The following is a 13,438-nucleotide window of genomic DNA, read 5'->3' as shown; positions in this document are numbered from 1 at the left end:
GACTCATCATTTCGGCCAAGGCCGGTTTTTGTCCACTTTGCCCCCAAATCCGTCCCCAGATGACGCAAGTGGGGCGCCCGCGGGCTCAAGACCGGTAACAGTGTGGAAAAGCGATCGGGGCGAGGCGGGCTGGATTCACCGGTTTTCCCCAGGCCCGGATTCGGCCGTTTGGATCAAAAGGCCCGTTAACACTTCGTTAACCCGCCCGGTTCGCGCGGACTTTGCACCTTGTCCCAGGACGCTGTTAACACTTCGTTTACGAGTTTTCCTGCGCGCTTTCGTCACCGGACTTGCGGTTGTGGACGGCCATGAATTGGGGTTAAACACCGCCATGATAATAAAGATACAAAAGAGAAGATTCTCTTCTTTGAAGGGAAGGGGTGCCCCCCGGTGAGTTCAGCGCCCCATGGCAAGCCGCTCCTGAAGACAGTGCTCGGCGAGCGCCAGGACCGTCCACCCGTCTGGATCATGCGCCAGGCCGGCCGCTATCTTCCCGAGTATCGGGAAACGCGGGCCAAGGCCGCAACGTTCCTCGACCTTTGCTACAATCCGGAACTGGCGACGGAAGTAACGCTCCAGCCGCTGCGCCGCTTCGATCTGGATGCAGCGATCCTGTTTTCGGACATCCTGGTCATTCCCGATGCGCTTGGCCAGAAAGTGGGCTTCGAGACGGGCGAGGGTCCGCGGCTCGATCCCCTGGGCGTTGAAGGGATCAGTGCCTTGAGGCCGGAAGGCGTGGTCGGGGCCCTGGCGCCGGTGCTGGAGACGGTTTCGCGCGTCAAGGCAGCGCTGGCGCCCGAAAAGACCCTTATCGGGTTCTGCGGGTCTCCCTGGACCGTGGCGACCTACATGATCGGGGGCCGCGGCACGACCGACCAGGCGCCCGCCCGGCTTTTCGCCCTGCGCCATCCGCAGGCCTTCGCGGCGCTGATGGATGTGCTGGTCCAAGCCTCGATCGCCTATCTGGTGGCGCAGTTCCGCGCCGGCGCCGACGTGGTACAGCTCTTTGAGAGCTGGGCGCTCAATCTGGACGAAACCGCGTTTCGCGCGCAGGTCATCGAACCCAATGCGCGGATCGTGGCGGGTGTGCGCGCCCAGGTTCCCGATGCGCCCATCATCGGGTTTCCGCGCGGGGCGGCCGGCATGATCGCCGCCTATGCGGAGGCGACCGGGGTCAACGCGCTGGGGCTCGACTATTCCATGCCCACCGCCTTTGCCGACAAGGCATTGCCCAAGACGCTCGGCGTCCAGGGTAATCTCGATCCGCTCCGGCTCGTTGCCGGTGGCGAGCAGATGGAAACCCGCGCCCGCGAGATCATCGCCGGCTTTGCGGGTCGTCCCCATATCTTCAACCTGGGCCATGGCATCGTGCCGGAAACGCCGATCGAGCATGTCGCCCGCCTCATCGATATCGTGAAAGGTCGCTAAGCCATGGAATGGGTCAAGGCGCTGCACGTGATCTCGGTCATCGCCTGGATGGCCGGTTCGCTCTACCTGCCCAGGCTCTTCGTCTACCATTCGGTGGCCGAAAAGGGTTCGGTGCAGTCCGAGACCTTCAAGGTCATGGAACGCCGGCTCTATCGCGGCATCATGACCCCGGCCATGATCGCCAGCTGGATCTTCGGGCTCATCATGGTCTTCAACGGCATGGTGGACTGGTCTTCGGGCTGGCCCTGGGTCAAGGCGGTGTTCGTGATCGCGCTTTCCGGCTACCACGGCTGGATGGGCGGGTTCCTCAGGGCCTTCAAGGAAGACCGGAACGTCAAGCCGCAGAAATTCTTCCGCATGATCAACGAGGTACCGACACTCCTCATGATCGTTATCGTCATCATGGTCATCGTGAAGCCCTTCTGAGCGAAGGGCTTTTCCGCGTCCTGTTTCACGTGAATCCCGGCGGCGCGCGCAAAAGCCTTGAATCTGACAAGGCTTTTCGCTAACTAAAGCCCACCCACCCACTGAGTCCGGCCCGAGCCTGGCCGCCGCCGCGGTGTTCCCCCTCCTTTCGAAATTCCCACCGACTGTCCCATAGGGTCATCCCGTATGCAGAATCTCAAGCTCAGCGAGCTTAAGGCCAAATCCCCGGCAGAATTGCTTGCATTCGCCGAGGAGCACGAGGTCGAAAACGCCTCGACCATGCGCAAGCAGGAACTGATGTTCGCCATCCTCAAGGAACTGGCGGCCAAGGAAGTCGACATCACGGGCGAGGGCGTGGTCGAAGTCCTTCCGGACGGTTTCGGTTTCCTTCGTTCCCCCGATGCCAACTACCTTCCCGGTCCCGACGACATCTATGTAAGCCCCTCCCAGATCCGGCGCTTCTCGCTGCGTACCGGCGACACGGTCGAGGGCCAGATCCGGTCCCCCAAGGAAGGCGAGCGCTATTTCGCGCTGCTCAAGGTCAACACCATCAATTTCGAGGACCCCGAAAAGGTCCGTCACAAGATCAACTTCGACAACCTGACCCCGCTCTATCCCGACGAGCGGCTGCGCATGGAACTGCCCGATCCCACCATCAAGGATCGTTCGGCCCGCGTGCTCGACCTGGTTGCTCCGCTCGGCAAGGGGCAGCGCGCCCTCATCGTTGCGCCGCCGCGTACTGGTAAGACCGTACTGTTGCAGAATATCGCACAGTCGATCGCGACCAATCACCCCGAGTGCTATCTCATCGTGCTCCTCATCGACGAGCGTCCCGAAGAAGTGACGGACATGCAGCGGTCGGTGAAGGGCGAGGTGATTTCCTCGACCTTCGACGAGCCGGCCAGCCGCCACGTCCAGGTCGCCGAGATGGTGATCGAGAAGGCCAAGCGCCTGGTCGAACACAAGCGCGACGTGGTGATCCTGCTCGATTCGATCACTCGCCTCGGCCGCGCCTACAACACCGTGGTGCCAAGCTCGGGCAAGGTGCTGACCGGTGGTGTGGATGCCAACGCCCTGCAGCGCCCCAAGCGCTTCTTCGGCGCGGCGCGCAATATCGAGGATGGCGGCTCGCTCACCATCATCTCGACGGCCCTCATCGATACCGGCAGCCGCATGGACGAAGTCATCTTCGAAGAGTTCAAGGGCACCGGTAACTCGGAAATCATCCTCGACCGCAAGGTCGCCGACAAGCGCATCTTCCCGGCGCTCGACATCACCAAGTCGGGTACCCGCAAGGAAGAGCTGCTGGTCGAGCCCGATATCTTGAAGAAGATGTATGTGCTCCGTCGCATCCTCTCGCCCATGGGCACGATCGACGCCATGGAATTCCTGATGGACAAGGTCCGCCAGACCAAGACCAACGGCGAATTCTTCGAGTCGATGAACACCTAAAAGGTTCTCTCGCCCATGCGTGAAGGCGATACCATTGTCGCCCTCTCGACGGGCAGCCTGCCATCCGGCGTTGCGGTGATCCGCCTTTCGGGTCCCGCAACGCCCGGCATTATCCGGGAGCTGCGCGGTGTCCTGCCAAAGCCGCGCACCCTCCACCTCACCAGGTTCAGGTTCAAGGACGAAGTCCTTGATTCCGGTCTTCTGGTCTTCTTCCCCGCTCCCAATAGCTTCACCGGCGAAGACTGCGCCGAACTCCAGGTGCACGGCTCCCCCGCCGTCGTCCGCGCAATCTTGCGCGCCTTGACCGACGAACCCGGCGTTCGCCTTGCCGAGGCGGGCGAGTTCACCCGTCGTGCCTTCGAGAACGGCAAGCTCGATCTCACGGAGGTCGAAGGCTTGGGCGACCTCCTCGAGGCCGAAACGGAAAGCCAGCGCCGTCAGGCCGTGGCCCGCGCCGCCGGCGGACTTTCGACCAAGCTGGGCGGCTGGCGCGAAACCCTGCTCGACCTTCGTGCCGAAATCGAGGCCCGTCTCGACTTCTCCGATGAAGGCGATGTAACCGACGACCTGCCCGCCGACTTCGCGATGGCTCTTGCCACGCTCCGGGGCGAACTCGCCGCGGCGATCGAAAGCGTTACCCGGGGACGCATCGTGCGCGAAGGCGTGCGGGTAGCCCTCGCCGGGGCGCCCAATGCCGGCAAGTCGAGCCTCCTCAACGCGTTGGCCAAGTCCGAACTGGCCATCGTGACCGACGAGCCCGGCACCACTCGCGACGTCCGTGACGTCGCCATCGATCTCTCCGGACAGCTCGTGGTCATGGTCGACATGGCCGGCTTGCGCGAAACCGACAGCAAGGCCGAGGCTGAAGGCGTTCGCCGCGCCAGGGCCGAACTCGAAATCGCCGACCTGGTGCTCTGGCTGGAAGCCCCGGACGGCGAACCGGCGACGATACCGGCGACCGAGGCGCCGATCTGGCGGGTAGCGACGAAGTCCGATCTCGGCGTCGCGGCCGGAGATCTTGCCATTTCCACCCGCACCGGCGATGGCCTCGATGCGCTGACGGCAAGGCTCACAAGCTTTGCTCAGGAACTCGCCGGGCAGGGGGAACCCGCCCTCGTCAGCCGCGAACGGGACCGACAGGGGTTGGAGGCTGCCCTGTTCGAAGTTGACGCTGCGATCGCCGGGTTGGAGGTCTCCGAATTCACGGCTGAGCACCTGCGGCTAGCCGGTGTGGCGCTTGAGCGACTTCTGGGCCGCATAGACACTGAAATGGTGCTGGACCGGCTGTTTTCCGCCTTCTGCATCGGCAAATGATTCACGTGAAACAATCGCGGGCGTGCCGCCCCGGCGCCGCCGGCATTGATTCACGTGAAACAATGGCCTAAACCCCCGGACTTCCGGAGAAGATCATGACTGACTACGGCGTCATCGTTGTGGGGGGCGGACATGCGGGCTGCGAGGCTGCGGCCGCGTCGGCGCGCCTGGGTGTTCCCACCGCTCTCATTACCCACAAGTTCGCGACCATCGGCGAAATGAGCTGCAATCCTGCCATCGGCGGGTTGGGCAAGGGCCATCTCGTGCGCGAGATCGATGCGCTCGATGGTCTCATGGGCCGTGTCGCGGATCTTGCCGGCATCCAGTTCCGCGTCCTCAATCGCCGCAAGGGCCCCGCCGTGCGCGGACCGCGCGCGCAGGCAGATCGCAGGCTCTATCGCGAGGCTATGCAGGCGGCGATCACCGCCCAGGCCAATCTCGATGTCATCGAAGGCGAAGTCGACGATCTCATTGTCACCGACGGCGCCGTGACCGGCGTCAAGCTTCTTGACGGACGATCTTTCTCCACGAAATCCGCGGTTCTGACCACCGGTACCTTCCTGCGCGGCCTCATCCACCGCGGGGAGGAAACCACGCCGGCGGGCCGCCTTGGCGAGAAGCCGGTGCTGGGGCTATCGACGCGTCTGGAGGCCTTGGGCCTGCAACTGGGCCGCCTCAAGACCGGCACGCCCGCACGACTCGACGGCCGCTCGATCAACTTCGCCATTCTCGAAGAACAGCAGGGCGACGATCCCCCCGAAGCCTTCTCGGCGTTGACGCGCGCGATCACGACGCCGCAGGTCTCGTGCTTCATCACGCGCACGACCGAGGAGACCCACCGCATCATCGCCGACAATATCCATCGCTCGGCCATGTATTCTGGACGTATCCAGAGCCGCGGCCCGCGCTATTGTCCTTCGATCGAGGACAAGATCGTGCGCTTCGCCGACCGCGACAGCCACCAGATCTTCCTCGAGCCGGAAGGGCTGGACGATCCGACGATCTATCCGAATGGCCTTTCAACGTCTCTGCCCGCCGATGTGCAGGAGGCGTTCCTGCGCTCCATGCCTGGGCTCGAAAATGTGGTCATCATCCGCCCGGGCTACGCTATCGAGTACGATCACGTCGATCCGCGCGAACTCAAGGCCAGTCTCGAACTCAAGCGCCTTCCGGGCCTCTATCTCGCCGGCCAGATCAATGGCACCACCGGCTACGAGGAAGCCGGTGCGCAGGGTCTCCTGGCCGGCGCCAATGCTGGGCTCGGGGCGCTCGGTCGCGACCAGATCATCCTGTCGCGCACGGAGAGCTATCTCGGGGTCATGGTCGATGACCTGGTGACGCGCGGCGTCAGCGAGCCTTATCGCATGTTCACCTCGCGCGCCGAGTTCCGCCTGCATCTGCGTTCGGACAATGCCGATCAGCGACTGACGCAGCTCGGCATAGATATCGGTCTCGTCGGTGAAGAGCGCGCAAGTGCTTATCACGATAAGAAAAATCAGCTCGTCAAGGGTCTTGACCTTCTGAAAACCCTTTCCGTTACGCCGACAGAAGCCCGCAAGGCCGGCTTTGCGGTCAATGCCGATGGCAAGGCCCGCTCGGCCTTCGACCTGTTGTCCTACCCCGATGTCGAGATCAGCGATATCGCCCGTACTTGGCCCGAGATTGCCTCGCTGCCGTTGCCGATTCTCGAGCAGCTCTCCATCGACGCGCAGTATGCCGTCTATCTCGATCGGCAGCGTGCCGACATCGAGGCGGTCAAGCGGGACGAGAGCCGGGCCATTCCCGATTGGGTCGACTACGCCGCCATCCCCGGTCTTTCCATGGAGCTGCGCCAGAAGTTCGCGGTGCACCGGCCATCAACCATTGCGCAGGCGCAGTCCATCGATGGGGTGACACCTGCCGCTATCACGCTGTTGCTGTCGGTGATTCGGCGCGGCGGCATGGCCAAGGCGAGCTGATGGCGTCTTCCGAGGCTCTAGCAGCGGTCGCGCCTTACGCCAGCTCGCTGACGCGTGATGTAGAATCCGTTGCTCGCGATCTGGAATCCTATGCTGATCTCCTGAGGAAATGGCAGAGGATACAGAATCTTGTTTCACGTGAAACATTGACCGAGCTTTGGACCCGCCACATGGCGGACAGCCTGCAAACGCTCTCGAGAATCACCGAAAAGGATTCAAATTTTATCGATTTGGGCAGTGGTGGCGGCTTTCCGGCGATACCGCTGGCAACCGCGCTCAAGGGGAGGGCGCACTATCTTCTGGTCGAGCCGACACAGAGAAAAGTGAGCTTTCTCAGGACCGTAGCGCGCGAGCTTGGGCTGGATGCCAAGGTCGATTCGCGCCGGATCGAGCAAATTGATCCACGTGAAACATTCGTCCCCGACGTCATCACGTCCCGCGCCCTGGCCAATCTCGAGACCCTGTGCGGTATGATGTTGCCCTTCTTTGGCCCGAATACGCGCGCCATCCTGCACAAGGGCAGGGAACATGTTGAAGAGATCGAACAAGCCAGTACCCGGTTCGCCTTTAACGTGTTAGTAACCAGGAGCGATACCGATCCGAACGGTGTCTTGCTTGAGCTCAGCAATTTGAGCCGAAAAGACAGATAGTTAGCGGCAATTATCCTGGAGGGCGCCTTGGCTCCCCGCATTTTGACACTCGCCAACCAAAAGGGTGGCGTCGGCAAAACCACCACCGCAATCAACCTGGCTACCGCGCTGGCCGCCGTCGGTGAGCGCGTGCTGATCATCGATCTTGATCCGCAGGGCAACGCTTCGACGGGCCTGGGCATCGATCGCGCCAATCGCGAGATTTCGAGCTACGACCTGCTCGTTGGCGAAGCGCGGATCGCCGAGGCCTCGGTGATGACCAGCGTTCCCAACGTCGCCATTGTGCCCTCGACCCTCGACCTGCTCGGCGTCGAATTGACCATTGCCGCCAATGCCGACCGCGCCTTCCGGCTGCGGGACGCCTTCAAGGCCATCAACGAGCTGACCATCGACGGCAAGCCGGTGAGTTACGTGCTGATCGATTGCCCGCCGTCGCTCAACCTGCTCACCATTAATGCGCTGGTGGCGGCCGATGCGGTGCTGGTGCCGCTGCAGTGCGAGTTCTTCGCCCTCGAGGGCCTGAGCCAGCTGCTGCAGACCATCGAGCAGATCCGCTCCACCCTCAATCCGCGCCTTTCGATCCAGGGCGTGGTCATGACCATGTTCGACCGCCGCAACAATCTCTCTGAGCAGGTGCTGGCCGACGTCCGCCAGGAAATGGGCGAACTCGTCTACGATACGGTCATTCCGCGCAATGTGCGGCTGTCGGAGGCGCCGTCCTACGGCAAGCCGGCGCTTCTTTACGATCTCAAATGCGCCGGCAGCCAGGCCTATCTGCGCCTCGCCACCGAAGTGATCCGCCGGGAACGGCGTCTCGCGGCCGCCTAACGACAGGAGTCTTTTGGGACCATGAACGACAAACCCTCCCGTCTCGGCCGCGGCCTTGCCGCCCTTATCGGCGACATGGCGACCATGGAAGGTGCCCGGGTCGCTGAGTCCTCCAGCGGCAGCAAGCGCCTGCCGGTGGAATTCCTCGTCGCCAACCGCGCCAATCCGCGCCGCGATTTCGATCCGGACCAGCTCGAAGACCTGACGAATTCGATCCGCGAGAAGGGCGTGATGCAGCCGCTGCTGGTGCGTCCGACCAACGATCCGAACATTTTTGAGATCATCGCCGGCGAGCGCCGCTGGCGTGCTTCGCAGAAGGCGGGTTTGCACGATGTCCCGGTCATCATCCGCGATGTCGATGACAAGGAAGCGCTCGAACTCGCCATTATCGAGAACGTGCAGCGCGCCGATCTGAGCCCGCTCGAAGAAGCCATGGGCTATGGGCAGCTGATGGATCAGTTCGGCTATACCCAGCAGGACCTGGCGCAGGTGATCGGCAAGAGCCGCTCGCACGTCGCCAATACGCTGCGGCTGCTGCGCCTGCCGGACGATGTCCGCGATATGCTCGCCCGCGGCGAGCTGACCGCCGGTCACGCCCGCACGCTCATCACGGCCGAGGATCCGGCGGCCCTGGCGCGCCAGATCGTGGGCGGAGGCCTGTCGGTGCGCGAAGCGGAAGCGCTCAGCCAGCGCGAAGCCGTTCAGCCGCGCAAGCGCCCGGCCTCTCCGCCGGTCGAGAAGGACGCCGATACCCGCGCCATCGAGAAGCAGCTGTCCGATTTCCTGGGCCTGGCGGTGACCATCAATCACTCGCCGACCGGCGGCAAGCTCGAGATCCGCTATCGCACGGTCGAGCAGCTCGACGCCATCTGCTCACGGCTCTCCTCGCGAGAATCGTTCTGATTTCAGCGGCTTAGCCGCAGGTTTCACGTGAAACGCGGGCTTTCGAGCCCGCGTTTGCTTTTTTGGGACGGGTCTTTCTAACTCCGCTCGTGCGTCGAAGGCCCCCCAGCCGGGGCCACGGACTCACTCCACGCCCATCGAAGGGTGCGATGGGCTCCGGATCAACTCCTGGGAAGCCCGGTGGTGGGGCTAGTTGGTGGGCAGCACCCGCCGGGCGAAAGGTCGAACGACCTTTAGCGCTCGGCGGCGGCCATGCAGAGTGCCAGCATGGTGCGGCGGAACAGCGTTTCGGCCAGCGCCGGCTTGCGCCGGCTCTCTCCGGTCGCGGTCTGCAGGCGCTCGCAGGCATTGGCGAGGGCCGGGTCGGTCCAGAGGCGCAATTGCTGCTCAAGGGCGTTGCGGCGGGAAAAATGCGGCCGTGGCCGCGCATTGTCGAGGACGTCGCGGGCCGAGCGGCCGGCATCGACCTCGGCGCGCAGGCGTCGCAGCATGTTGAAGTGGATCAGCGAGGTTGCCAGCAGGCGCTGCGGGTCTACGGCATTGCCGATGGCGCGGTTGATGGCGTCGTCGAGTTTGTGGGCGTGCCCGGTCCCGGCGGCGTCGGCGATCTGGTCGATGACCAGCGCCGCATTGTCGGCGCAGAGCGTCACCACGTCCTCGACCGTCAAGACCTTGCTTTGCGCGGCATAGAGCACGAGCTTTTCGAGCTCGCGGCGGGTGATCTCGCGGTCATTGCCCAGGGTTTCGCGTAGCGTCGTTACCACGTCGCCATCGGCGCGGATGCCATTCTTGGAAAAAGTGTCGCGAATGAGCGCCGCGATGGTTTCATCGCTATCGGCGTAGCAGGGGAGCGACCGGCCGAACCTGGCCGCGTCGACCAGGGCCCGCAGTGCGTCCTTGGGCGTGAGGTTGCCCGCTTCGAGGATGATCACGGCGCCCTGGGGATCGTCGCGGATCTCGGTCAGCGTCATCACCAGCGACTTGGTGGCGCCACGCACGCGGATGATGCGCTTGTCGCCGAAAAGCGACGGGGTGCGCGCCTCGACAGCCAGGCGCGAGGGATCGGCGTCGAGTTCGGCGCCTTCGAAGGTGACGACTTCCGTGCCCTGACCCTTTTCGCCGGACAGCTGGCGTACGAGGGTCTGGGCGGTCTCGCGCACGAGGCCCGTGTCGGGCCCGTAAGCGAGGAAAATGCCCTCGCTCAGGTCGGGACGCGTCAGAAAACGGGCGACTTCATGCGCCTTGAGGGCGGTCATTGGGCGGCGGGCAGGCCGATGGGGCCGGGATAACCGGCCAGGATCGCCAGGCGCAGGCTTTCGGTCACGGCGCGCGCCGCCTGTTCGCTGGCCGAGCGATAGGCTTCCGTGTCGGCGACGACCTGGCCATTGGTCTGGTAGCTGGCACTGGCATTGCGCGACGCGGCGAACAGCCGCTTGCCGAAACCGTCGGTGATGACCACCGTGCCATAGGCAATGGCCTCCCTGTTGGTCACGGGATTGACGGTGGCCGAGCGCGTCAGCGTGCGCCCACCGCTCGAAACCGAAACCGTCAGCAGAGGCGAATCGGGCTTGCCGGCCTGGAAGCGCAGGGCCAGTTCCTGATAGGCGATCTGGTCGAGCCGGGATCTGGGCTGGGCGAAGTTGAAGGCGTATTTCGCCTCCGCCATGGCCGCATCCGAATAGACCGGGGTCAGGGTCGTGCAGCCCGCAACCGCGAGCACCGGCGCCAAAAGCGCCAATGAAACCAATGCGTTGCGGGCAGCGCGCTTAGATGACCACATTGACGATCCGATCGGGCACGATGATGAGCTTTTTGGGCGCATTGCCCTCCAGCATGCGGGCAATCGGCTCGAGAGACAAGACGGCCGCTTCCACTGTTTCACGGGAAGCCCCCTTGGCGATCGTCAGCTCGGCGCGGCGCTTGCCGTTGACCTGGATGGCGATCACTACCTCGTCGTCGACCAGCAGCGCCGGCTCGACCGCCGGCCAGGGCGCGTCGGCGACAAGGCCGTGCTTGCCCAGTTCGGCCCAGCAGGTTTCGGAAAGGTGCGGCATCATGGGGGCGATCATTTGCACCAGCCGCTCGACGCCCTCGGAAAGCGCGGCCACCTGGCCGGCCGTGGGCTTGTCGCCATAGGATTGCACGAACTTGGCCAGGGCATTGGTCAACTCGTAGATCTGGGCGACGGCGCGGTTGAAGCGCAGGCCCTCGATGGCCTCGCCGATCTCCTTGACGGCGCGGTGCGTGGCCTTGCGCAGCGCCAGCACACCGTCATCGCCCTGCGCAACAGCGTCCTTGGAGTGTTCGAGAATAGCGACCGTATCGGCCACCAGCTTCCAGACGCGCTGCTGGAAGCGGCTGGCGCCTTCGATGCCGGCCTCGGTCCACTGCACGTCGCGCTCGGGCGGGGAGTCGGAAAGCATGAACCAGCGGGCGGTATCGGCGCCATAGGTCGCCACGATCTCGTCGGGGTCGATGACATTCTTCTTGGACTTGCTCATCTTCTCGATCGAGCCGATGACCAGGTCCTCGCCCGAGCCGACGCGCTTGGCCGAACGGATATCGCCGCTCGCCTCGAGGATCACCTCGGACGGCAGCACCCATTCGCCCGTCGTGGTCTTATAGGTCTCGTGCGTCACCATGCCCTGGGTGAAGAGACCCTTGAAGGGCTCGTCGATCCCCACCACGTGCCCGGTCGCCTTCATGGCGCGCATGAAGAAGCGCGAATAGAGCAGGTGCAGGATGGCATGCTCGATGCCGCCGATATACTGGTCGACCGGCAGCCAGGCGCTGGCCACGGCCGGTTCGGTCGGCGTCGCCGCCTGGGGCGAGGTGAAGCGGGCGTAATACCAGGACGAATCCACGAACGTATCCATGGTGTCGGTTTCGCGCCGCGCCGCGCCGCCGCATTGTGGGCAGTTGACGTGCTTCCAGCTCGGATGGTGGTCGAGCGGATTGCCGGGCTTGTCGAAGCTCACGTCTTCGGGGAGGCGCACCGGCAGGTCCTTCTTGGGCACCGGCAGGGTGCCGCAGACCTCGCAATGGATCACCGGAATCGGGCAGCCCCAGTAGCGCTGGCGCGAAATGCCCCAGTCTCGCAGGCGATAATTGGTCTCGACTACGCCCTGGGGGCGGCCGTCCACGGTCCGCGCGCCGAAATAGGCGGCGATTTCCTTTTTGGCGGCATCGACCGCCAGCCCGTCTAGGAACTGGCTGTGATAGATGCTGCCCGGGCCGGTATAGGCCTCTTCGCCTACAGCGAACGCCTCGGGGTCGGCATCGGGCGGCAGCACGACGGGAATGACCGGCAGGTCGTACTTGCGGGCGAAATCGAGGTCGCGCTGGTCATGGGCCGGGCAGCCGAAAATGGCGCCGGTGCCGTAGTCCATTAGCACGAAATTGGCGACATAGACGGGCAGGGTCTCGCCCTCGAGCACCGGATGCTTGACCCGCAAGCCGGTGAAATAGCCCTTCTTTTCGGCCTTCTCGATGGCTTCGGTGGCGGTGCCCAGGCGGTGGCATTCCTCGACGAAGGCCGTCAGTTCGTCATTGCCCGCCGCGAGCGCGGTGGTCAGCGGATGGTCGGCCGAAAGCGCGACGAAGGAAGCGCCGAAAATCGTGTCGGGCCGGGTGGTGAAGACTTCAACGCTCGTGGCGTAGTTGGCGCCCTCGGCCACTTCGAACAGCAGGCGCAGGCCCTCGGACTTGCCGATCCAGTTGCGCTGCATGGTGCGCACCTTCTCGGGCCATTCGTCCAGGCCATCGATGGCGGCCAGCAGGTCCTCGGAGAAGTCCGAGATCTTGAGGAACCACTGGGTCAGCTCGCGCTGCTCGACCAGGGCGCCCGAGCGCCAGCCGCGACCGTCGATCACCTGCTCGTTGGCGAGCACGGTGTGGTCCACGGGATCCCAGTTGACCTTGGATTTCTTGCGCGAGACCAGGCCGGCCTCGAGGAAATCGATGAACATGGCCTGCTGGTGCTGGTAGTAGGAGGGATCGCACGTGGCGATCTCGCGGCTCCAGTCGAGCGAGAGGCCCATGGATTTGAGCTGGTCGCGCATGGTGGCGATGTTCTGGTAGGTCCAGGCTCCGGGCGCCACCTTGCGCTCGATGGCGGCGTTTTCCGCCGGCAGGCCGAAGGCGTCCCAACCCATGGGGTGCAGCACGTTCTTGCCCTTGGCGCGCTGGTAACGGGCCACGACGTCGCCCATCGAATAGTTGCGCACATGGCCCATATGGATGCGGCCGGAGGGGTAGGGGAACATTTCGAGGACGTAGTAGCGCTCGCGCGGGTCGTCGTTGGCGACCTCGAAGGATTTGCGGTCCTGCCAGACCTTTTGCCAATGGGGCTCTTTTTCGCGCGGGTTATAGCGTTCGACGCTCACTGTAAGTCGTCCTGGAAGAAGGGCAGATATCTGCCGATTATGTTGCGTTATCGGGGGTTTTTGGCTACCGGACCATCACCAGAAAAGCCCGGCG

At 63.9% G+C, this 13,438-nt stretch carries 11 protein-coding genes; 8 read left to right on the top strand and 3 right to left on the bottom strand.

Annotated features, from left to right (window positions below; translation table 11 throughout):
- The first annotated feature begins 390 nt into the window (after positions 1 to 390).
- From hemE to FNA67_RS21020, 8 genes are all read left to right on the top strand, one after another.
- Positions 391 to 1,428: a uroporphyrinogen decarboxylase gene (hemE, locus tag FNA67_RS21055; RefSeq protein WP_147658028.1), complete on the top strand. Its 1,038-nt coding sequence runs from the start codon at positions 391 to 393 to the stop codon at positions 1,426 to 1,428.
- A 3-nt stretch (positions 1,429 to 1,431) separates the two neighbouring features.
- On the top strand, positions 1,432 to 1,854 hold the full coding sequence (hemJ, locus tag FNA67_RS21050) for a protoporphyrinogen oxidase HemJ (protein ID WP_049707019.1): 423 nt from the start codon (positions 1,432 to 1,434) through the stop codon (positions 1,852 to 1,854).
- Between the two features lie 186 nt (positions 1,855 to 2,040).
- Positions 2,041 to 3,306, top strand: a complete 1,266-nt coding sequence (rho, locus tag FNA67_RS21045; protein WP_049707018.1) for a transcription termination factor Rho — start codon at positions 2,041 to 2,043, stop codon at positions 3,304 to 3,306.
- 15 nt (positions 3,307 to 3,321) lie between these two features.
- Entirely contained in the window at positions 3,322 to 4,620 is a 1,299-nt protein-coding gene (mnmE, locus tag FNA67_RS21040; RefSeq protein WP_147658027.1) for a tRNA uridine-5-carboxymethylaminomethyl(34) synthesis GTPase MnmE, read from the top strand.
- Positions 4,621 to 4,715: 95 nt separating this feature from the next.
- Positions 4,716 to 6,578, top strand: coding sequence for a tRNA uridine-5-carboxymethylaminomethyl(34) synthesis enzyme MnmG (mnmG, locus tag FNA67_RS21035; RefSeq protein ID WP_147658026.1), 1,863 nt, complete (start codon positions 4,716 to 4,718; stop codon positions 6,576 to 6,578).
- A complete protein-coding gene (gene rsmG, locus FNA67_RS21030) occupies positions 6,578 to 7,228 on the top strand; it encodes a 16S rRNA (guanine(527)-N(7))-methyltransferase RsmG (RefSeq protein ID WP_147658025.1) in 651 nt (216 codons plus the stop codon). Before mnmG ends, rsmG begins: the two co-directional genes overlap by 1 nt.
- A 27-nt stretch (positions 7,229 to 7,255) precedes the next feature.
- Positions 7,256 to 8,056 carry a ParA family protein gene (locus FNA67_RS21025; RefSeq protein WP_145976828.1) on the top strand — a complete coding sequence of 267 codons (801 nt, stop codon included), beginning with the start codon at positions 7,256 to 7,258 and terminating at the stop codon, positions 8,054 to 8,056.
- Positions 8,057 to 8,077: 21 nt separating this feature from the next.
- Positions 8,078 to 8,959: a ParB/RepB/Spo0J family partition protein gene (locus FNA67_RS21020; protein WP_049707013.1), complete on the top strand. Its 882-nt coding sequence runs from the start codon at positions 8,078 to 8,080 to the stop codon at positions 8,957 to 8,959.
- 233 nt (positions 8,960 to 9,192) lie between these two features.
- Here FNA67_RS21020 and holA read toward each other — a convergent pair whose 3' ends face one another.
- The 3 genes from holA to leuS are packed head-to-tail and all read right to left on the bottom strand — an operon-like array spanning position 9,193 to position 13,344.
- Positions 9,193 to 10,215 carry a DNA polymerase III subunit delta gene (holA, locus tag FNA67_RS21015; RefSeq protein WP_147658024.1) on the bottom strand — a complete coding sequence of 341 codons (1,023 nt, stop codon included), beginning with the start codon at positions 10,213 to 10,215 and terminating at the stop codon, positions 9,193 to 9,195.
- Complete coding sequence (locus FNA67_RS21010) at positions 10,212 to 10,739, bottom strand: hypothetical protein (protein ID WP_147658023.1); 528 nt, start codon at positions 10,737 to 10,739, stop codon at positions 10,212 to 10,214. Before FNA67_RS21010 ends, holA begins: the two co-directional genes overlap by 4 nt.
- Positions 10,726 to 13,344: a leucine--tRNA ligase gene (leuS, locus tag FNA67_RS21005; RefSeq protein ID WP_147658022.1), complete on the bottom strand. Its 2,619-nt coding sequence runs from the start codon at positions 13,342 to 13,344 to the stop codon at positions 10,726 to 10,728. The genes FNA67_RS21010 and leuS overlap by 14 nt, the downstream gene beginning before the upstream one ends.
- Positions 13,345 to 13,438 lie beyond the last annotated feature (94 nt).

This window comes from Youhaiella tibetensis (assembly GCF_008000755.1).
Classification (GTDB): Bacteria; Pseudomonadota; Alphaproteobacteria; order Rhizobiales; family Devosiaceae; genus Paradevosia; species Paradevosia tibetensis.
The sequence above is the reverse complement of the archived record's forward strand: the minus strand, read 5'-3'. Positions and strand labels throughout refer to the sequence as shown.

What these genes read in the sequence shown, in the direction of transcription:
- FNA67_RS21020 (WP_049707013.1), top strand. Translation starts at nt 8,078, where the DNA reads ATGAACGACAAACCCTCCCGTCTCGGCCGCGGCCTTGCCGCCCTTATC.
- hemJ (WP_049707019.1), top strand. Translation starts at nt 1,432, where the DNA reads ATGGAATGGGTCAAGGCGCTGCACGTGATCTCGGTCATCGCCTGGATG.
- rsmG (WP_147658025.1), top strand. Translation starts at nt 6,578, where the DNA reads ATGGCGTCTTCCGAGGCTCTAGCAGCGGTCGCGCCTTACGCCAGCTCG.
- FNA67_RS21010 (WP_147658023.1), bottom strand. Translation starts at nt 10,739, where the DNA reads ATGTGGTCATCTAAGCGCGCTGCCCGCAACGCATTGGTTTCATTGGCG.
- holA (WP_147658024.1), bottom strand. Translation starts at nt 10,215, where the DNA reads ATGACCGCCCTCAAGGCGCATGAAGTCGCCCGTTTTCTGACGCGTCCC.
- rho (WP_049707018.1), top strand. Translation starts at nt 2,041, where the DNA reads ATGCAGAATCTCAAGCTCAGCGAGCTTAAGGCCAAATCCCCGGCAGAA.
- mnmG (WP_147658026.1), top strand. Translation starts at nt 4,716, where the DNA reads ATGACTGACTACGGCGTCATCGTTGTGGGGGGCGGACATGCGGGCTGC.
- mnmE (WP_147658027.1), top strand. Translation starts at nt 3,322, where the DNA reads ATGCGTGAAGGCGATACCATTGTCGCCCTCTCGACGGGCAGCCTGCCA.